This window comes from Candidatus Poriferisocius sp. (assembly GCF_965202595.1).
Classification (GTDB): Bacteria; Actinomycetota; Acidimicrobiia; order Acidimicrobiales; family Bin134; genus Poriferisocius.
On the sequence record NZ_OZ241836.1, the window covers coordinates 85,891 to 104,031 of the forward strand.

At 65.7% G+C, this 18,141-nt stretch carries 15 protein-coding genes and 1 tRNA gene; 10 read left to right on the forward strand and 6 right to left on the reverse strand.

The features are described 5' to 3' along the window. Nucleotides 1-18: 18 nt before the first annotated feature. The gene (gene rsgA, locus ACOGXC_RS00785) at nucleotides 19-990 is read right to left on the reverse strand and encodes a ribosome small subunit-dependent GTPase A (protein WP_419918840.1); all 972 of its coding nucleotides are present in this window, start codon (nucleotides 988-990) and stop codon (nucleotides 19-21) included. A 241-nt stretch (nucleotides 991-1,231) separates the two neighbouring features. On the opposite strand from rsgA, the gene ACOGXC_RS00790 reads away from it, so the two are divergent. Continuing rightward, complete coding sequence (locus tag ACOGXC_RS00790) at nucleotides 1,232-3,310, forward strand: molybdopterin-dependent oxidoreductase (RefSeq protein WP_419918841.1); 2,079 nt, start codon at nucleotides 1,232-1,234, stop codon at nucleotides 3,308-3,310. 454 nt (nucleotides 3,311-3,764) lie between these two features. Here ACOGXC_RS00790 and ACOGXC_RS00795 read toward each other — a convergent pair whose 3' ends face one another. Then, the gene (locus tag ACOGXC_RS00795; RefSeq protein ID WP_419918842.1) at nucleotides 3,765-5,357 is read right to left on the reverse strand and encodes an ATP-binding protein; all 1,593 of its coding nucleotides are present in this window, start codon (nucleotides 5,355-5,357) and stop codon (nucleotides 3,765-3,767) included. 149 nt (nucleotides 5,358-5,506) lie between these two features. Here ACOGXC_RS00795 and ACOGXC_RS00800 point away from each other — a divergent pair, with 149 nt between their 5' ends. Both ACOGXC_RS00800 and ACOGXC_RS00805 read left to right on the forward strand, forming a co-directional pair. Further along, nucleotides 5,507-6,775: an acyl-CoA dehydrogenase family protein gene (locus tag ACOGXC_RS00800; RefSeq protein WP_419918843.1), complete on the forward strand. Its 1,269-nt coding sequence runs from the start codon at nucleotides 5,507-5,509 to the stop codon at nucleotides 6,773-6,775. 39 nt (nucleotides 6,776-6,814) lie between these two features. Then, nucleotides 6,815-7,972, forward strand: a complete 1,158-nt coding sequence (locus ACOGXC_RS00805; protein ID WP_419918844.1) for an acetyl-CoA C-acetyltransferase — start codon at nucleotides 6,815-6,817, stop codon at nucleotides 7,970-7,972. A gap of 62 nt (nucleotides 7,973-8,034) precedes the next feature. Here the strand turns inward: ACOGXC_RS00805 and ACOGXC_RS00810 are convergent, their stop codons facing one another. The 4 genes from ACOGXC_RS00810 to ACOGXC_RS00825 form a co-directional block, all read right to left on the reverse strand. Beyond that, a complete protein-coding gene (locus ACOGXC_RS00810; RefSeq protein WP_419918845.1) occupies nucleotides 8,035-8,832 on the reverse strand; it encodes a fibronectin type III domain-containing protein in 798 nt (265 codons plus the stop codon). A gap of 92 nt (nucleotides 8,833-8,924) precedes the next feature. Continuing rightward, nucleotides 8,925-10,064 (reverse strand): enoyl-CoA hydratase-related protein, encoded by a 1,140-nt coding sequence (locus ACOGXC_RS00815; RefSeq protein WP_419918846.1) that lies wholly within the window; start codon nucleotides 10,062-10,064, stop codon nucleotides 8,925-8,927. A 46-nt stretch (nucleotides 10,065-10,110) separates the two neighbouring features. Next, the gene (locus ACOGXC_RS00820) at nucleotides 10,111-11,613 is read right to left on the reverse strand and encodes a class I adenylate-forming enzyme family protein (protein ID WP_419918847.1); all 1,503 of its coding nucleotides are present in this window, start codon (nucleotides 11,611-11,613) and stop codon (nucleotides 10,111-10,113) included. Nucleotides 11,614-11,757: 144 nt separating this feature from the next. Beyond that, nucleotides 11,758-12,063, reverse strand: a complete 306-nt coding sequence (locus tag ACOGXC_RS00825; RefSeq protein WP_419918848.1) for a hypothetical protein — start codon at nucleotides 12,061-12,063, stop codon at nucleotides 11,758-11,760. Between the two features lie 152 nt (nucleotides 12,064-12,215). On the opposite strand from ACOGXC_RS00825, the gene ACOGXC_RS00830 reads away from it, so the two are divergent. From ACOGXC_RS00830 to ACOGXC_RS00860, 7 genes are all read left to right on the forward strand, one after another. Then, entirely contained in the window at nucleotides 12,216-13,442 is a 1,227-nt protein-coding gene (locus ACOGXC_RS00830; protein WP_419920094.1) for a CoA transferase, read from the forward strand. A gap of 256 nt (nucleotides 13,443-13,698) precedes the next feature. Next, nucleotides 13,699-14,424: a VIT1/CCC1 transporter family protein gene (locus ACOGXC_RS00835; RefSeq protein WP_419918849.1), complete on the forward strand. Its 726-nt coding sequence runs from the start codon at nucleotides 13,699-13,701 to the stop codon at nucleotides 14,422-14,424. Continuing rightward, nucleotides 14,421-15,284, forward strand: a complete 864-nt coding sequence (locus ACOGXC_RS00840) for an SDR family NAD(P)-dependent oxidoreductase (protein WP_419918850.1) — start codon at nucleotides 14,421-14,423, stop codon at nucleotides 15,282-15,284. Before ACOGXC_RS00835 ends, ACOGXC_RS00840 begins: the two co-directional genes overlap by 4 nt. A 127-nt stretch (nucleotides 15,285-15,411) precedes the next feature. Continuing rightward, nucleotides 15,412-16,554 carry a methyltransferase domain-containing protein gene (locus ACOGXC_RS00845; RefSeq protein ID WP_419920095.1) on the forward strand — a complete coding sequence of 381 codons (1,143 nt, stop codon included), beginning with the start codon at nucleotides 15,412-15,414 and terminating at the stop codon, nucleotides 16,552-16,554. A gap of 134 nt (nucleotides 16,555-16,688) precedes the next feature. After that, nucleotides 16,689-16,764, forward strand: a tRNA-Glu gene (locus ACOGXC_RS00850). Nucleotides 16,765-16,859: 95 nt separating this feature from the next. Then, nucleotides 16,860-17,648, forward strand: a complete 789-nt coding sequence (locus tag ACOGXC_RS00855; RefSeq protein WP_419918851.1) for an SDR family NAD(P)-dependent oxidoreductase — start codon at nucleotides 16,860-16,862, stop codon at nucleotides 17,646-17,648. A gap of 188 nt (nucleotides 17,649-17,836) precedes the next feature. Next, nucleotides 17,837-18,103: a hypothetical protein gene (locus tag ACOGXC_RS00860; RefSeq protein WP_419918852.1), complete on the forward strand. Its 267-nt coding sequence runs from the start codon at nucleotides 17,837-17,839 to the stop codon at nucleotides 18,101-18,103. The last annotated feature ends 38 nt before the right edge of the window (nucleotides 18,104-18,141 follow it).

An 18,141-nucleotide genomic window follows, 5' to 3' on the forward strand; every position in this document is an offset into this window, starting at 1 on the left:
ATACGCTGGGTTCATGGGCTAATGGCGGGGGCGGCGGGCTCGATCCAGGTCCTGGTCGGCGAGTTCTCCGGCCAGTTCCAGGTACCGGCGCAGCCTTCCGGGGTCAACGTTGCCGGCCACCGCGCAACCTGGCTGTCCCTGGTGCCAGCAATCCTCGGAGAATCGACACTGGTGATCGAGGGCGTCGATCTCGGCATAGGCGGCGGCCAGACCCTCCCATGCATCCCACGGTCCCACCATGCGGATACCGGGTGTGTCCACCAGCGATCCCTCCCCGGGCAGTGGGATGAGCCGTCGGGCGATGGTGGTGTGACGGCCCCTGGCATCACCGGACCGCACCTTTTGGGTAGCTTGAACCTCGGTACCCATCAGCGCGTTGACCAGGGTGGATTTGCCCACTCCCGAAGGGCCCAGAAGGGCCAGGGTGCGGTTTTTCTCCGTCATGGCGGCCACTTCACGGAGGCCTTCGCCCGGCAACGCCGCGGTGATTACCACCTTCGCTCCCGGGGCCAGGTCAGAAACCTTCCGGGCATCCTTTTCGGGGTTCCGGCAAAGGTCGGCTTTGGCCAGGATGATCGCCACTGCGGCTCCCGACTGCCAGGCCACCACGCAGAAGCGTTCCAGTTGGGCCGGGTTTATCCGCCGGTCCAGCCCGTGCACCACCGCCACCACATCGGCATTGGCCACCAGGTGCTGGGGCCGGGCCAGCTCGGCCGGGTCTCGCCTCACCACCAGTGTCCGGCGTTCCAGCACCTGTTCCACTGCGGGGCTGGCCTCGGGGCCGGGAACGATGGTCACCCAGTCGCCGGTCACCGGGGCCACATCCCCCTGGGCTCGTTGGGAGTCCGACGACACCCTGATCCGACCGTCGTCGGTCATCACCTCGCATTCGCCCCGGTCCACCTGCACCACCCGCCCCAACCGGCCGGCCAGAGCCCGGGCTGATTCCCGCCGCTGCTGGTCTGCGCCTATGGCCTTCAGGAGTACCATTCGAGTCTCATGCTCGGCCCCAAAGGGTTTACCAAAAGAGGATGCGGAGCGAGCTTGGGGTCAGTTCGCAGGGATTCATAGGCGAGCTTGGGGTCAGGTCGCAGGGATTCATAATAGCCTCGCGCTCGAGCAAGTCCGGTTGGAATTGCCAGACTGAACGGGTCGGAAGCGATTCGGTATGTAGCATTGGGCCAGAACTGCTGGATAGCGGCATCCGGGGTCTAGCGATCGGAGTGCGGATATGAGCGAACCGCAACTACCAGAACCAGTCGAGCGGGCACCAGGTATCACTCGGCTCCACGCCATCTCCGCCGGGGTCGTGAGTGCCGGCAGCGCGCTGGGATTGGGTGAGATCCTATCCGGGTTGAGCCGCAAGATCCCCTCGCTGGTCGTCGCGGTGGCCGATGTGGTTGTCGACAACACCCCGGGTGCCATTGCTCGCTGGTCCATCCGGCAACTGGGCAGCAACCAGAAGCCGGCACTGGTGTGGGGAATCATCGTGGTGTCGATCCTGCTGGGCGCTTTGCTGGGTTGGGCCTCCCAAAAGCGCCGGTGGGTGGCACCCGCCGGGTTGCTGGTGTTCGGCGTGATCGGTGGGTGGGCGGCGGCCCATAACCCCTTGAGCAGCGACGGTTTGGGATGGATGTCGGGCTTGCTGTCGGGAGCCTTCGGCATTGTGGTTTTCCTGGGCCTCTACGCGCTGGCCCTGTCCTCCCGGCCGGTGGATGAGCCCGAGGAGGCCGAGGCCCGTCCGGTACCGATGGTCGGTCGGGGCCGGTTCGACGACCGGCGTCGCTTCGTCGGGGCGGTGGGCATAATGGCGGGGGCCTCGCTGGCCGGTGGCCTGCTCGGGCGATGGCTGCGACGGCGCGACACCGTGGAAGGGGCCCGCCAGGGGTTTGCCGCTCAAGCTCTCCAGGGGCGTACCATCGCCACCCCGACCCCCCGACCCACTCCAACAGCACTGCTGGTGCCCACGGATCAGCAGGCATCACTCGGCCCCGCCCCGAACTCGCTCGGCCCCCCCACCAGTTCAACGGTAGAGGCCACGCCTGCGGCTACAAATGATCCCACGGCTGATCCGACTGCTCAGGCCACGGCTACGCCCACGGTTGATCCGACTGCTCAGGCCACGGCTACGCCCACGGTTGATCCGACTGCTCAGGCCACGGCTGAGGTTACGGTTGATCCGACTGCTCAGGCTACGGCTACGCCCACGGCTGATCCCACCGCTCAGCCTGTGGCTACCCCTGATCCGACTGCTCAGGCTACGGCTACGCCCACGGCTGATCCCACCGCTCAGCCCACGCCTTCAGCCACTCCTGACCCCACGGCGCGGGCAACCCCCGATCCCACCGCTCAGCCCACTCCCCAAGCGACTCCCTCGGTCACGGCTGAGCCGGCGAGCAGTGCCAACTTCAACCATGTCAACGGGATCGCGCCGCGCATCACCCCCAACAAGGACTTTTACCTTATAGACACTGCTATATCAGATCCCCAGGTGGACCCGAACGATTGGTCGCTGCGGATTCACGGTATGGTGGATCGAGAGGTGGAGTTGGGCTACGAGGAGTTGCTGGATCTCGGCCTGGTGCAACATGAGGTGACCCTGGCTTGCGTGTCCAACCGGGTGGGTGGCGGCCTGGTTGGCAACGCCGTCTGGGTCGGGGTTCCCCTGTCCACGGTGTTGAACCAGGCTGGGCCCCGTCCCGGAGCCACCCAGATCGTGGGTCGTTCGGTGGATCGGTGGACTGCCGGCTTTCCCACCGAAGTGGCGTTCGACGGCCGCCCCGCGCTGGTGGCCGTTCAGATGAACGGGGAACCGCTACCCATCTCCCACGGCTTCCCGGCCCGGCTCGTGGTGGCCGGTATCTATGGCTACGTCTCGGCCACCAAGTGGCTGTCCGAGATCGAGCTCACCACCTGGGATGGTTTCGACGCTTACTGGATTCCCCGGGGCTGGTCCAAGAAGGGACCGATCAAAACCCAGTCCCGTATAGATGTGCCTCGCAAGGACTCGACCATCAATCCAGGGCCGACCGCGGTGGCCGGGGTGGCCTGGGCTCCCACCCGGGCCATAGAAGGAGTGGAGGTACAGTTGAATGACGATCCCTGGGTGCCGGCCCAACTCAGCCGCGAGACCACGGTCAACTCCTGGCGGCAGTGGATGGTTACTTGGAACGCCATCCCCGGAACCCACCGCATAAGGGTGCGAGCCACCGACGGCACCGGTTACACCCAAACCTCCGAAGTCAGCCCCCCAGCACCCGACGGGGCCACCGGCTGGCACACCATCCAGGTGAAGGTGAACCAAGCCTGACCGTTGCCCGTTCGATTACGCCCGTGATCGCGACGGATCGGAATTATATATCCGGGTTGAAAAAGCTGGGCTTAGAGCGTGTGGATAGGTGATGGTTCATCTGTTGTTGTGTTGGTCTGGCGTTGGTGTTGGGTGGTTAGTCAACGACAGTTACGTGGCCACCGCGCAACGCGGCCTGTACCTCAACATTGAGACTTTGCGCCTGGATCGCGGCTATGAAGGCTGTGTGGGGGTTTGACCCGTTCACCGGTATATCCGCGCGCGCTCTTAGACTGCGCTGGCACCCTCAAAACCCCAAGTAAGGGGAGTACATCAACCCAAGTATGTAATTCCCCAAACTATGGTCACCCTAGTCTAAGTGGAGTGGCCTGTGATTTGGTGCAGACGAGTCATGTAGCGTCGTCTGATGCCGTCGTAGTCGGGTTCGCTGCCTTCGACTTTTCCACCGGGGGGCTTAGCTGACGGCGATTGGCTTGCCGGGGCCCCGTGGTCTGGCTGGCGGGCTTGGGTGGACTCCTAGGCGGGTCAGCATGGCTTGATGGGCTTGCGTGCCGGTGGCGAGCAGGAAGGTGTCGAGCGGTAGGCTCCCGATTCCGGACTCGGCCTCGCGGGCATGGAACACTGCGCTCTGGGGGGCCACGAGGTAGCTGTTGCCGCGAAAACTCGGGTACCGCCCGATCAGGGCGCTGAGGCCCCGGCGGCTGTGGTTCGGTGACGAGGCGATCTCGAACGCCAGCGGCGCTCGGGGGTCGTCGTAGATGAGGTCAACCTCGTGGTTGCCGTCGCGCCAGTGATGCAGCCGCACGCCGGCGTGCACGGCCAGGGTGTTGAGCGAAGCCGCGGCGAGGTTCTCCAGCAGCTCCCCCCGCTCGTCGGGATCCGACAGGGGGGCCACGCCCCGGTGCAGCGCGGCGTTGCGCACTGCGCCGTCGGTGAAATAGAGCTTGCGGCCCCGCCGCTGCACGCTGGGCTCGGCACCGGAGTAGTTGGTGAGCGTGAACACCAGGTAGGCCTGCTCCAAGTAGGAGAGGTAGCGATCCAGCGTCGGCTGGGCGATGCCCAACTCCTGGCTCAACTTCTGGGGCGACAGAATCCCCGTGACCTGACCCGCAAGCACGTACAGAAGGCGTTCGAGCATCAACGGGTTCTCAACCTGGGACGCTTGGGGGATGTCCTTGTAGACGCAGCGCTCCACGACATCGCCGCGAAGGACCCGTTGAGACTCCAAGACTTGGTTCGCGAGGTCGGGGTCTGGATCGTCGCGAGAGGTGATCCTGGTAAGCAGTTCGGGGAACCCGCCGATGAACATCAGCAGCGTTCGGTAGGTCTCCAGTTGCCGGGCGGCTCGGCTGCCCGCCCGCAGCGAGTCGAGCGTTTCGGCCAGCGTGTCGCCGGGCCGAAAAGTCTCATCCTCAACCTGATCGGGTGATGTTTGGCTCCGAGATGGCGTGTCGCCGGGCCGAGGTTCAAGTGGAACAGCCGCCAGGCTGAGGAACTCCTCGAGGCGGCAGGGCAGCAAGTGGTGCTCCTCCCAGCGCCCCACCCCGCTCTCGGGCCGCTGCTTACGCAGCACGGTGGTGCTGCTGGAGGTGGCTGCGATTCGCACCGGCCAGTTCTCATCGTGGAAGGTCTTGAGCCACAGGTCCCAATCGCCGGAGTACACGATCTCGTCCAGCATCAGATACACAGGGGCGTCGTGGCTGGCTTCCTGCGCGATTATCAGGTACCTCACCAGATCACCGAGGTTGAACTGGAGCAGCAGCGGGTGATCCATTCGTAGCCACCAGATCTGATCGGAGGCGATTCCAGCACCCATCAGGTGTCGGACGGTCTGGTACAGCACGGTCGTCTTGCCCACACGGCGCGGCCCGAGGATCACCTGATGCCTGCGGGGTTCGTTGTGGACGAGCCGCTCCCAAAGCACGGGGGCCAAGGATCGCTCCGTGGGTGGTGCGAGGGCCTCGGGGACGGTGCCGGACTGATGCCAGGGGTTCTGCTCGTCGAGGGTCCTCCGGTAGTCCTCGGGGCGAAACTGCCAGTCAACCATCGTGTCCAGCCTCCAGTGTTGCTTATATTGTGATTAGCATATTTTAAAAATATGCTAATCACAAAACTACATACTTTCCCACGAGGATTCGTTCCTTGGTTGCGTTCATGGTGCCTATCAAACCCTGCTCGCCGGTACAGTTCCGGTGAATGGATTTTGATCTCACCCCGGCTGAGAGGGATTTTCGTGATGAGGTGCGGACTTGGCTGGAGGAGCATCTGGTGGGGGAGTTCGCCGGGTTGCGGGGCCGGGGCGGGACGGGTCAGGAGGACATTCCGGTTGCCCAGCAGATCGCCTGGGAGCGTGAGCTGGCCGGTGGTGGCTGGTTGGGCATCGATTTTCCCTCCCACCTGGGTGGCCGGGAATGCAGCCTTTCCGAGCAGGTGCTGTTCCACCAGACTTATGTGGAGGCTCGGGCTCCGGGGAGGTTGCCCAACATGGGGGTCACGCTTCTGGGACCAACCTTGGTGGCCTACGGATCACCCGAGCAGCAGCAGCGCTTCGTGCCCGCCATCCTGGCCGCCGACCAGTTCTGGTGCCAGGGCTACTCCGAGCCCAATGCCGGGTCCGACCTGGCCAATGTGGCCACCAAAGCGGTGCTCGACGGTGACCGCTGGGTGATCACCGGCCAGAAGATCTGGACATCGCTGGCCCAGTACTCCGACTGGTGCTTCGTGGTCTGCCGCACCGACCCCGACTCCGTTCGCCATGGCGGGCTCTCCTACCTGCTGGTGCCGATGGACCAGCCCGGCATCGAGATCCGACCCATCGTGCAGATCACCGGGGGTACCGAGTTCAACGAGGTCTTCTTCGACGCCGCGGTGACCGATGCCGATCTGGTGGTGGGCCGGCCGGGACAGGGTTGGGAGGTGGCCATGGGCACGCTGGCCTTCGAGCGGGGCGCGTCCACCCTGGGCCAGCAGACCTACTTTCGCCAGGAGTTCGACGGGTTGCTGGCCGAGGCTCGGGCCGGGGGCACAGCCGGCGACCCGGTGATCCGCCAGGAGCTGGCCCGAACCTACGCCGAGCTGGAGATAATGCGGTACAACAACCTGCGGATGCTGACCGCGGTGGATTCCGGCGGGGTGCCGGGGCCGGAAATGTCCATCGGCAAGCTGGTGTGGTCCAACTGGCACCGGTCGCTGGGTGAGCTGATGATGAGGGTGCGGGGAGCAGCCGCGCTGGTGGCGGAGGGAGGCGAGGGAGAGGCGGGCGCAGCCGCGGCGGAGGCAGGCGAGGGAGAGGCGGGTGCAGCCGCGGCGGAGGCGGGCGAGGGTGGGGGCGAGGGGTACTCGTTGGACTCGTGGCAGCGGACCTTTCTCTACAGCCGGGCCCACACCATCTACGCCGGATCCAACGAGATCCAGCGCAACATCATCGGTGAGCGGGTTCTGGGTCTACCCCGGGAACCGCGATGATTGCTCTACACTGCCACCGTCGCACAATGAGGAGACGGCATGGCTGAGGCATACATCATCGACGCGGTTCGCACCCCGGTGGGGCGGCGGGGCGGCAGCCTTTCCGGGGTTCACCCGGCCGATCTGGGGTCCCACCCCATTGTCGGGCTACTCGACCGTACCGGTGTCGATCCGGCGGCGGTGGACGACGTGATGTACGGCTGCGTGGATGCCCTCGGCCCCCAGGCCGGTGACATCGCCCGCACCGCCTGGCTGGCCGCGGGGTTGCCCGAGCACGTACCCGGCACCACCATCGACCGCCAGTGCGGATCGGCCCAGCAGGCCGTCCACTTCGCGGCCCAGGCGGTGATGGCCGGGGTCAACGACATGGTGGTGGCGGGCGGGGTTCAGAACATGAGCATGATCCCCATCGGGTCGGCCATGGTTGTGGCCGAACATGTGGGGGTCACCGATCCCGACCCGTTCACCGGATCCACCGGCTGGGTGGATCGCTACGGCACCCAGGAGGTGTCGCAGTTCCGGGGTGCGGAGATGATCGCCGAGCGCTGGAACATCAGCCGACAGGACATGGAGATGTTCGCTCTGGCCAGCCACGAGCGGGCGGCGGTGGCCACCGATGAGGGCCGTTTCGACAACGAGATCCTACCGCTGGCCGGTTTGGAGGCCGACGAGGGCATCCGCCGAGGCACCACCCTGGAGAAGATGGCCGAACTGGCCCCGCTGGCTGAGGGCGGCCGGCTCACCGCTGCGGTGTCCAGCCAGATCTCGGACGCGGCCTGCGCCCTGCTGATCTGCGGCGAGCGGGCGGTGGCCGATCACAACCTGCGGCCCCGGGCCCGCTTTCACCACATGTCGGTGCGCGGGGCCGACCCGATCCTCATGCTCACCGGCCCCATCCCCGCCACCGAGTATGCACTGGCCCGCACCGGCATGACCATCGACGACATCGACCTGTTCGAGTGCAACGAGGCGTTTGCCTCGGTGGTGCTGGCCTGGATGGCCGAGCATCACGTGCCTCACGAGAAGGTGAACGTGAACGGCGGGGCCATTGCCCTGGGTCACCCCCTGGGGGCCACCGGTGCCCGACTCATGACCACGCTATTGAACGAGTTGGAGCGCACCGGTGGCCGCTACGGCATGCAAACCATGTGCGAGGGCGGCGGCCAGGCCAACGTCACCATCATCGAGCGCCTGTAAGCACTGGGTAACCGGTAAGCACTGGGCTGGCCCGGGTGGAGAAGCCCAGTGGGAGGTTCAAACTATTGGGTCCACTTAACTTTTCTGGCCCCCGACCACCCGCAGCCGTGTGCGTAGACATTGGCCTTGTACTTAGCACCGGCAGTGAGGCCTGTGACCGTTACCATCAGGGCGGTTCCCTGGTAGGCCATTCCAGTGTCGCTACCGGCGCTGGGGTTGTAAGTGTTATTCTTTACCTCTTCACCAGTGGTGCGGTTGTATAAACGCACGGCATAGATACCGTCATGGCCGCACTGCCCGCCGTAGCGAGGAGTTGCTGGTGCGGCCCATGTCAAGGTTGCACTGGTGCCGCTATCGCTTACGGTTAGGTTTCTAACCCGGCGAGGTGTTCTCCGTACGGCCTCGTTTCCAGCGTCGGGGTCGCTGCCGGAGTTGGAGGCGTTGGTGGTGACTTTTACCTTAGCCGCAGCAGAATAGACCTTGCAGGCACTGCCGTGATCCGCGGCATAAACTTCAACCTGGTAAGAGGTGTTAGGAGTGAGGCCACCCATCGCGTACGACCTAGTGGAGGAACCAAGCTGACCGGTTACCGCTACCTCTCCTTCATCTGCATCAGTCTCCTCCTTGAACCTGACGAAGAAGCCTTGAGCGGAGCAACTCTGGCTTTGTTCGTACTGCCATGAGATGGTGACTTCGGTGTCGCCGGCGGTGGCGGTCACGTTGGTAACAGGTGGGGGAGTTTGGAGTTGGGCCGCGGCTGGGGTTGTTGCCGTGTAGGCCAGCCCTGCTGCGATCAGGCCCGCAGCCAGCAGTAACCGGCTGATGGTGAATCGTGGGATGAACAGCGGGAGATGGAACATTGTGGCCTCCGTGGGTCCGGTTCAATGGATAGATTAGCTGGGGGGGGGGGGGTCATTGCAACCCCCTGGCAGGATAAAACCAGGTTTTTTGTTCAGTGTTGGATGCGGTCTATCAGGCCCCAGGAGAGTGCGGTGGTTGCGTCGATTTCGCGGTTGGTGAGAGCAAGATAGCACAGTCGCTGGCGGCCGATTCGGCGGGCGAGGCTGACGGTGCCGCCCGCGCCCGGCACCAAACCCATGGCCACCTCGGGGAGGCGGAAGGTGGTGCTTGGGTGGGCTATCACATCGTGGGCGTAGGCCGGCAGCTCCACCCCTGCCCCCACGCAGGTGCCGTGAACCAACACTCGGGTTTTGGCGGCCAGGCGGTCGAGCCAGAAGGCGGCGCTGCGCACCGAGCGGATGCGATGAGCGGTAGCGGGGTCGGGTGTGGTTCCGAACTCGGCCAGATCGCCGCCGGAACAGAATGTGGGTCCGGCCCCGTCGAGCACGATTCCGTCCAGGCCGGGGTCGGCCCATGCGGCTCGGAGTTGCTCGACCAGGCCATCGCGCATCTCGGCGCTGAAAGCGTTGTGACGCTGGGGGCGGTTCAGGGTCAATCGCAGGGTGGAGCCGGTCCTTTCGGCAACCACTGGGGGTGGCGGGTCGGCAGGTCCGGTCTTTTCGGCAACCACTGCGGGTGGTGGGTCGGAAAGGGAGGTTCGTTGGGCCGGCACGGGCCGCGCAGGAGGGTTGGATGGCTGCCGCTGGGGTTGGGTGGTGAGCCAGTCCCGAAACATGGGGCCCGACTGAAGGGTGGAGTAGGCCAGCGATTCGGCTACCAGCCCGTCGACGGTGGGGAGGTTCTCGCCGAGGCGGAGAAGCTGGACCAGGGTCACCGCCGCCGCTGGTGACGCGGCTGCGGCTGTGGTTATTCGATCCAGCTCCTGGGTCGGAACAGCCGCGGGCCCGGTGAGATCGTCCGGGCTCAGCACCATGTCGAAGCACTCCCTCAGATCAGCCGGCTCGGGGGCATCAGCGATGTCGATACCCCTGGGCAGGGACAGGGCGATAATCGCGGGGATGTTCCCGATCAGATCGGCCAAACCGGTGGGTGTTGGCTGGGTCAGGTCGGCGGCGGTTGGCTCCACGAGGATCATCGGGCAGCTTGCCAGCCCCAGATCCTCGCCGGCGTAGGGTTGGGACAGCAGCGCCCGCGCCTCAGCCAGGCCGGATACCAGTACCGGTGAGCTCATCGCGCCAGGTCCAGCTCATGCGTTATCGCTTTTCGTGTCCGGTCACCTATGTACCGGTGAGCTCATCGCGCAGGATCCGGCGCAGGAGCTTGCCGGTCTCGTTGTAGGGCAGCTCGTCGCGCAGCTCTATGCGATCGGGGGTGCGGGACGACCGCATCCGGGTCTTCACGAAATTCTGGAGTTCGGCGATGTCCACCGTCTGGCCCGTGGCGGGCACCACCACCGCGGCCACCGCCTCGCCCCACTGCTCGTCGGGCACGCCGACCGCGGCGGCATCCACAACCGATGGGTGGCTCAAAAGCACATCCTCTATCTCACCGGGGGAGATGTTCTCGCCACCCCTAACGATGATGTCGTCCATGCGGCCCTCCACGTACAGGTAACCGCCGGCATCCATTGATCCACCGTCGCTGGTCGGGAACCAGCCCTCGGGAGTAACCCGGGAGTCCCGGCCCAGGTACTCGCCCGACACCTGCTCGCCCCTTACCCAGATCTCGCCGGAGGTGCCGGGGGCCACCGGGTTACCCTCATCATCGCGGATGGTTACCTCGATGGCCGGCAGGGGCCGCCCGGCCGAGCCCAGGCGGGCCCGAACCGCCGGATCATCGGAGGCGTGGGCCTCGCGGTGCTCATCGGGGCCCAGCACAGCCACGGTGGAACTGGTTTCGGTGAGGCCGTAGGCGTTGACAAAGTTGGTGCTGGGCAGCAGGTCGAGGGCTCGGTAGATGACCGGAGCCGGCATCCTGCCCCCCCCGTAGGACAGCGCCCGCAGCGAGGGGAGCCCGCCACCGACCTTCTCCAGGTGCTCGACGATGCGGGCCAGCATGGTGGGAACGACCATGGCGTGGGTGACGTTCTCGGTGCGAACCAGGTTCACCCAGCCTGCGGGGTCGAAGTTGGGGAGCTGCACGATACGGCGCCCGGCGTAAACCGAACTCAAGATGGCGGCAATGCCGGCCACATGGTACGGGGGCACCGATACCAGCGTGGCCTCGTCCTCGGTTGCGCCCATGAACTCCACCGAGCCGATGATGTACGACACCAGGTGCTTGTGGCGCAGCACCGCAGCTTTGGGTGCACCGGTGGTGCCGCTGGTGTAGAGCAGGATGGCGATCTCGTCGGGGTCGTTGCCCCAGTCGCTATCCCCAGAGTCGCCTCCGGTTCCGGCCCACTGGGTCAAGAAGTCGGGTCGGGCAACGGCTCGCACCCCCTCGACATCACCGATGGTGGTGAGGGCGTCGGGGTTGCACACCGTTACCGACGGGGCGACCTCGGCGGCCAGGTTGCGCAGTTCGGCCCCGGTCAGCCGGTAGTTGAGGGGGACGAACGGCACCCCGGCCCAGGCCGATCCGAACAGGGCGATGGGGAGGGCCTCGCTGCTGGTGTCAACCATGCTGACCCGATCTATGCCCGCCTCGCGGAAACGGGCCGCGGTCGCACCGGCCCGGTGGAAGAGCTGATCGTAGGTGAGCCCCGTACCCAATGACCCGATGGCGGTTCGCTCCGCGAAACCACCCGATGCCATCTCCAAAAGCATCATCAGGTTCATGTTGCCGTTCCCAGCAGTCGGGCCGTTACTAGGGTTGCCGTTCCCAGCAGTCGGGCCGTTATTAGGGTTGCGGTTCCCAGCAGTCGGGCCGTTATTAAGGTTGCCATCCCCAGGGAAAGCCGGCAGGTGCCTACGGTCCAGCGGTCAGTCGGAAGCCGGGAGGGGTTTGGCCTCTTTCAGGCCGAGGGGCGTGCCGCCCAGCGCTAGAGAACCGTCCCCCGGTTTGGTGCACAGCACCTCGAGCGTTTCATCCTCATTCACGTAACGCTTGCCCAGCGCGGTGCCCCCGGCGGCATCCCCCGCAACCTCGCCGTTACGTTCAGCACTGGATGGGTCGGCCATCGGCGCGCCACCACAAGTGATTTCCACGTTGCCGCTGGGTGCCTTGACAACGATGAGCTCGGTGTCGCAAACCGAACTCTTGAGGCGGCTACCCGGTTTCAGGTTCATTCCTACCTCCTGAGAGATACCCATTGATCTTTTCCCATCAACCACCAAAGGTACAAACTGCGGTTGTGATGCAGCCATCTGCCCATGATCAAAATTCGGCTGTAGTTGTGATGCAGCCATCTGCCCATGATCAAAATTCGGCTGTAGTTGTGATGCAGCCATCTGCCCGTGATCAGGATCCGGCAGCGTTGGTGAAGGTGCCCCCCGGTAGCGGCCGTCACCCGGCGCTGGTTTGGGCCGCATCCGGGCTGATGAGCCTGACCGGACCCGAGCACGGCCCCCCGGTACCGGCTTCGGGCCGCTGGGTGGAGCGGCTCGATGATGTGGTGCAGGAGATTGCTCGGTTGCGCGGAGCCCCTTTGAGGGCGAGCGCGGCCGGCTTTCTGGGAGAGCGGGTGGCGCTGGCGGGCCATCGGCGGCAGGGGTCGCTATCGGTTGGGGGGGCGTGCCGGATGGTGGCGGCATCCGACGGGGTGCTGGCGGTGTCGCTGCCCCGCACCAGCGACTCCGAGGCGGTTCCGGCCTGGCTCGAGCTTCACTCCGCCGGCACAGCCGATGTTTGGTCGGCGGTGGCGGCAGGGGCCAGAGAGCGAACGGTGGCAGAACTGGTGGAGCGGGCCGCTTGGCTGGGGTTGGCGGTTGGGCCGGCCACCAGGCCTGCGCCCCCAGCCGAACCCTGCTCGTTCGTGGCGGCAGGGCCGGCAGCTTCGGGCCGCAACCTCGTGTTGGACCTGAGCTCGCTGTGGGCCGGGCCCCTGTGCGCATCGCTTCTGGGTGGTTTCGGGCTGGAGGTGTTGAAGGTTGAGTGCCCCGGCCGCCCCGATGGGGCCCGATACGGCTCGCCCCCGTTCTACGAGCTGCTCAACCGGGACAAGCGCGAGGCGGTCATCGACCTGGGGTCGGAGTCCGGCCACCGCCGGTTCTTGGACCTGTGTCGGCAATCGGCGGTGGTGGTGGACGGGTTGCGCCCCAGGGTATGGGCCAACTGGGGTATCGACCGCCTGCGGGTGGCCAGGGACTGCGGGTTGGTGTGGGTCTCGATCACCGCTCACGGTGACAACCGGGCCGGATTCGGTGACGATGCTGCGGTGAGCGGGGGACTTTGGCTGCCGGATCCCGCCGGTGGGCTTCCCTGGTTCGTGGCCGATGCTGCCGCCGATCCCGTGGCCGGTCTTGTGGCCTGCCGGGCTGCGGCCTCGGCCCTGGTGGCGGGCCGGGCCGGGATGATCGAAGTGGCCATGAGCCGGGCGGTGAGCTGGGTGCGGGCCGGCGACGATCTAAGCGTGGACGGTGCCGAGGTGTTCCGCCGGGGCGACCATTGGGTGGTGCGAGCGGGCGACGATGAGCAGGAGGTTACCGAACCAACCGGTCCTGCCTAAGCAAAGTGATCGCCTGCGGGGATGAGGGCCGGAATCCTTGTCCCAGAAGGCACGGGGTGGGGGCCTGCCTACGCAAAGTGATCGCCTGCGGGGATGAGGGCCGGAATCCTTGTCCCAGAAGGCACGGGGTGGGGGCCTGCCTACGCAAAGTGATCGCCTGCGGGGATGAGGGCCGGAATCCTTGTCCCAGAAGGCACGGGGTGGGGGCCTGCCTAAGCAAAGTGATCGCCTGCGGGAATGAGGGTAGGTTGAAGCGGTGTTCGCGAAGCAGAACCGCGGTTCGCACCACCACGGGGAGGGGCACCATCGCAACGTGACCCGGGGGGGTTACCGGGCCGCGGTATTCGGTGTGAGCGATGGGCTGGTGTCCAACGTGGCCCTCATTCTGGGGGTGGCAGGAGCCAGCTCGGGCCAAGAACTCGTGCGCATAGCCGGTATAGCCGGTCTCATCGCCGGAGCGGTGTCCATGGCCGCCGGCGAGTACATCTCGATGCAGGCTCAAAGGGAGTTGCTGGAACGGGAGCTGGAGATGGAACGCCGGGAGCACGCCCGCAATCCCGAGCATGAGGTGCAAGAACTGGCCGAAATATACGAGTCGAGGGGGATGTCCCCACAGGCAGCCCAGGAGATGGCCGCCAACATCATGGAGGAGCCGGAGAGGGCACTGGAGGTGCACGCCAGAGAGGAGATGGGCATCGACCCCAACGAGTTGGGCAATCCTGTGGTAGCGGCCGCCTCTTCGTTCTTCTCGTTTGCCTTCGGGGCGATTCTTCCTCTGCTGCCCTGGTTCTTTGCCGGCGGCAACAGCGCCATCGTGGTTTCGATCCTGCTTGGGGTGGTTGGTGCGGTGCTGGTGGGCAGCGCTCTGGCTCTGGCCACCGGTCGCTCGGTTGTGAGGGGCTCACTCCGCCAACTGGCGATAACCGCCGGGGCTGCGGCCATCACCTTCGGGATCGGCTCCGCTGTGGGGGTGGGGGTATGAGCACTCCCGCCATCTCCTCGAGGTGGACGCTGGGAGGTGACGGCGGTTCCAGCCGGCCCATCTGGGATCAAGGTCGGGTGTTGGACCCGTCCAGCGTGCTGCTCACCGAAAAGGTGGCCGTGGTCACCGGTGGGGCTCGGGGGATCGGCGCGGCCTCTGCGGTTGCCCTGGCCCGGTTCGGGGCCGACCTGGCCATCTGCGACCGGGAGGCCGACGACATGGCCGCCACCGCCGCCACGGTGTCCGAGCTGGGTCGAAGGTGCCTGACCGGGCTGTTCGACGTGCGCGATCTTGAGGCCCGGGAGGCGTGGCTGGCCGAGGTGGCCGAGACCTACGGGCGGGTGGATGTGCTGGTGAACAATGCCGGGGGTACGTTCAACGCCCCGTTCGCCGACATCAGCCTGAAGGGGGAGGCCGCGCTCATAGCCGAGAACTTCACCCAGGTCACCGGGTTCATCCGAGGATGCGTACCGCTCATGGCCGGGGGCGGGTCGATCATCAACGTCACCTCCATCGAGGCCCATCGCGCCGGTCCCGGTTTCTCCATCTACTCGGCCATGAAGGCGGCCCAGGCCAACCTGGCCAAGACCCTCTCCCTGGAGCTGGCCCCGGCCGGCATCAGGGTCAACTGCATCGCCCCCGATGTGATCCCCACCGAGGGCGAGGGGTTGCTCGGGGCCGAAGCCATCGACAAGGTGCCCGAGCTGGCGTCCCAACCCTGGCCCGAGACGGGCTCGGTTCACGACTGCGCCGCCGCGGTGGTGTACCTGGCCGGGGACATGTCCCGGTTCGTGACCGGCTCCACCATCCACATCGACGGGGGCAACCTGGCCGCGGCCGGGTGGAAACGCCGAACCTGACCAGCAGGGGTTATACAAACAACATGGACATAACAACATGGACATAACAACATGGACATAACAACATGGGCATAACAACATGGGCATAACAACATGGACATAACAACATGGGCATAACAACATGGACATAGACGTTGATCGGGTGACCGAGCTGGCCGGGGACATCGCCACTCATATGGCGGGAGCCACCACCATGGCCATGGTCCACATTGGTGATGAGCTGGGTTTGTACCGGGCGATGGCGGGGGCGGGACCGATGACCGCGGCGATGCTGGCCCAAGCGGTCAATTGCCATCCCCGTTTGGTGACGGAATGGCTACGCCAGCAGGCCGCCGTCGGGCTGGTCGAGCTTCACGGCGAGGAGCGGGGTGATTTTCCCGGTGAGGGCGAGGGGGGCGATCATCATCCGCCTGGCCGGGGGCTGGTGAATCTCCCCGGCGGCGGCGAGGAGGAGGTCTTGTTCGAGTTGTCCGACGAGGCCGCCGTGGTGCTGGCCTGGGAAGTGAGCCCCGCGTTCTTGGCCGGCGGCATCGGAATGTTCCGGTCGATGTTCGCCGACATGGACGACATACTGGAGGCCTTCCGCGGCGACGGAGCTTTGGCCTGGGGCGATCACCACCCCTGCCTGTTCACTTCCACCGCCCGGTTCTTCCGCCCCCAGTACGAGGCCTATCTGGCCAACGAGTGGATTCCGGCGGCCGACGGGATTCACAGCAAGCTTCAGGCCGGAGCGGCGGCGGCCGATGTGGGGTGCGGCTGCGGTGACTCCGTGCAGATCCTGGCTTCGGCCTACCCCCTGTCCCGCTTCACCGGCATCGATTTTCACGGCCCGTCCATCGACCGGGCCATCGAGCTGGCGGCGGCAGCCGGGCTGGACAACGCCTCCTTCGAGGTGGCCGACTCCAAGGGCTATCGCGGCCCTTACGATGTGATCTTCTTTCTGGACTGCCTGCACGACATGGGCGACCCGGTGGGGGCGGCGGCCCACGCTCGCAGCCAACTGACCGAGGGCGGCTCGGTGCTGGTGGTGGAGCCGTTCGCGCTGGATGGTCATACCCGCAACCTGGCCGAGAATCCCATGGCTGCCACCTCCTACGGGGCCTCGGCGGTGTTCTGTACCCCGTGCTCGCTGGCCCAGCCCGTGGGCCTGGGGTTGGGAGCCCAGGCCGGCGAGTCGGCCATGCGGGCGGTGTTCACCGAAGCCGGCTACTCCCGCTTCGAGCGGGTCACCGAAACCAGATCCAACATCGTCTACCAGGCTCGCCCCTGATTGCGGGGTTTATGTCACCCTGGTGGCCCGCTCGGAGGGCTCTGGGTCGGCTCGCCCCTAAGGGGGAGGAGGGGGAGAGGTCATGTTTTCGGGTCGCAGTTGCAGATCTGTAGCCGGTAAACTTCCACGCTGCTGCCCCGTTCGTCTAGAGGCCTAGGACGCCAGATTCTCAATCTGGTAACACGGGTTCGAATCCCGTACGGGGTGCCATACTCCTTTTGCTTGCCGTGTTGTTGCTTTCGGGTGGCCTTTAGCCGGGCTCGAATCCCGTGCGGGGTGTCATTATGCGCATAGCTTGTCCCGGTATGGATACTGTGCCGGGGGAGTTGGCGGGCAAGGTGGCGCTGGTAACCGGGGCTGCTCGGGGTTTGGGGGCCGAGGTGGTTCGGCGCATGGTGGTCGCCGGTGCTCGGGTGACCGCCGCCGACAGGCGGGTTGAGGACGGAACCGCAATTGCGGTCGCGGCCGGTGCCCGCTTCTTCGAGTTGGATGTCACCGATGCTGAGCAGTGGCGGGCCGCAGTGGATAGCGCGGCCGGTACCGGCGACGGTGGGAAGCTGGACATCCTGGTCAACAACGCGGGCATCATCCGGGTGGCTCCCATCCTGCAATGCGAGCCCGCCGAGTTCCGCAAGGTGGTCGAAACCAATCTGGTGGGAACTTTCCTGGGTATTCGAGCGGCAGCACCGCTGATGGCCGCCGGTGGGGGAGGATCCATCATCAACCTGTGCTCCCCCGGGGGATTCGAGGGCACGGTGGGGATGCCGGCCTACACCTCCTCGAAATGGGGCATCCGGGGGCTGACCCGCACGGCCGCACTCGAGCTGGCCGATTCCGGTATAAGGGTCAACACTGTGGTACCCGGTCCGATGCGGACGGCCATGACCCGCCGCCGGGGATGGGACGACGAGGATTATGCCCGCCATTACGGGGCCACCGTGCCGTTGCGGCGCATGGCCGAGTTCGGGGAGGTGGCGGATCTGGTGATCTGGCTGGCCTCCGACCGGGCCTCCTACTGCACCGGTGGGGATTACGCGGCCGACGGCGGTTTGGGGGCGGGCAAACCGGCGGTCGTCCCCCCGGACCAGATGTAGCTTCCATGAGGGTGGTGAGCAAGGGGTTGAGGTGACCGGCGCGGCCTGCGCCCATGGGGGTTTCGGGGCCTGGGGCGACCGGCGCGGCGGGGAGGATCACAAAACTGGTGGCTGTCAATGTGCCAAGAGCACCAACCGGGGGCGTACAATGATAGCCCTGTGCAAGCAACCATCTACTTGGGACAGCCATGGGTCGAGGATCAGAGAGTTTCCAGAAACGGCAACGGGAAAAGAACAAGAAAGAGCGGGCCGCGGCCAAGCAGGCCCGCCGCCAGGGCAAGGCCGAAGACCCGTTTGAGCAGGAGGAACCCCTGCCGAGCGGACGGTCGGAAGCCGACCTGTACGAGGATTTCCGCCTGCTGAGCGAGAAGTACCAGTCCGGCGGGATGGACGAGGAAACCTACGAGCTGCGCCGAGCCGAGATATTCGAGCAACTCGGCCTTGAGGTCCACTGACCCCAGCAGCGAGCGCAGGTGGCTGGGTGTCCACCTGT

Coding starts and splice junctions, on each gene's coding strand:
- rsgA (WP_419918840.1), bottom strand. CDS start 990: ATGGTACTCCTGAAGGCCATAGGCGCAGACCAGCAGCGGCGGGAATCA.
- ACOGXC_RS00790 (WP_419918841.1), top strand. CDS start 1,232: ATGAGCGAACCGCAACTACCAGAACCAGTCGAGCGGGCACCAGGTATC.
- ACOGXC_RS00795 (WP_419918842.1), bottom strand. CDS start 5,357: ATGGTTGACTGGCAGTTTCGCCCCGAGGACTACCGGAGGACCCTCGAC.
- ACOGXC_RS00800 (WP_419918843.1), top strand. CDS start 5,507: ATGGATTTTGATCTCACCCCGGCTGAGAGGGATTTTCGTGATGAGGTG.
- ACOGXC_RS00805 (WP_419918844.1), top strand. CDS start 6,815: ATGGCTGAGGCATACATCATCGACGCGGTTCGCACCCCGGTGGGGCGG.
- ACOGXC_RS00810 (WP_419918845.1), bottom strand. CDS start 8,832: ATGTTCCATCTCCCGCTGTTCATCCCACGATTCACCATCAGCCGGTTA.
- ACOGXC_RS00815 (WP_419918846.1), bottom strand. CDS start 10,064: ATGAGCTCACCGGTACTGGTATCCGGCCTGGCTGAGGCGCGGGCGCTG.
- ACOGXC_RS00820 (WP_419918847.1), bottom strand. CDS start 11,613: ATGAACCTGATGATGCTTTTGGAGATGGCATCGGGTGGTTTCGCGGAG.
- ACOGXC_RS00825 (WP_419918848.1), bottom strand. CDS start 12,063: ATGAACCTGAAACCGGGTAGCCGCCTCAAGAGTTCGGTTTGCGACACC.
- ACOGXC_RS00830 (WP_419920094.1), top strand. CDS start 12,216: ATGCAGCCATCTGCCCGTGATCAGGATCCGGCAGCGTTGGTGAAGGTG.
- ACOGXC_RS00840 (WP_419918850.1), top strand. CDS start 14,421: ATGAGCACTCCCGCCATCTCCTCGAGGTGGACGCTGGGAGGTGACGGC.
- ACOGXC_RS00855 (WP_419918851.1), top strand. CDS start 16,860: ATGGATACTGTGCCGGGGGAGTTGGCGGGCAAGGTGGCGCTGGTAACC.
- ACOGXC_RS00860 (WP_419918852.1), top strand. CDS start 17,837: ATGGGTCGAGGATCAGAGAGTTTCCAGAAACGGCAACGGGAAAAGAAC.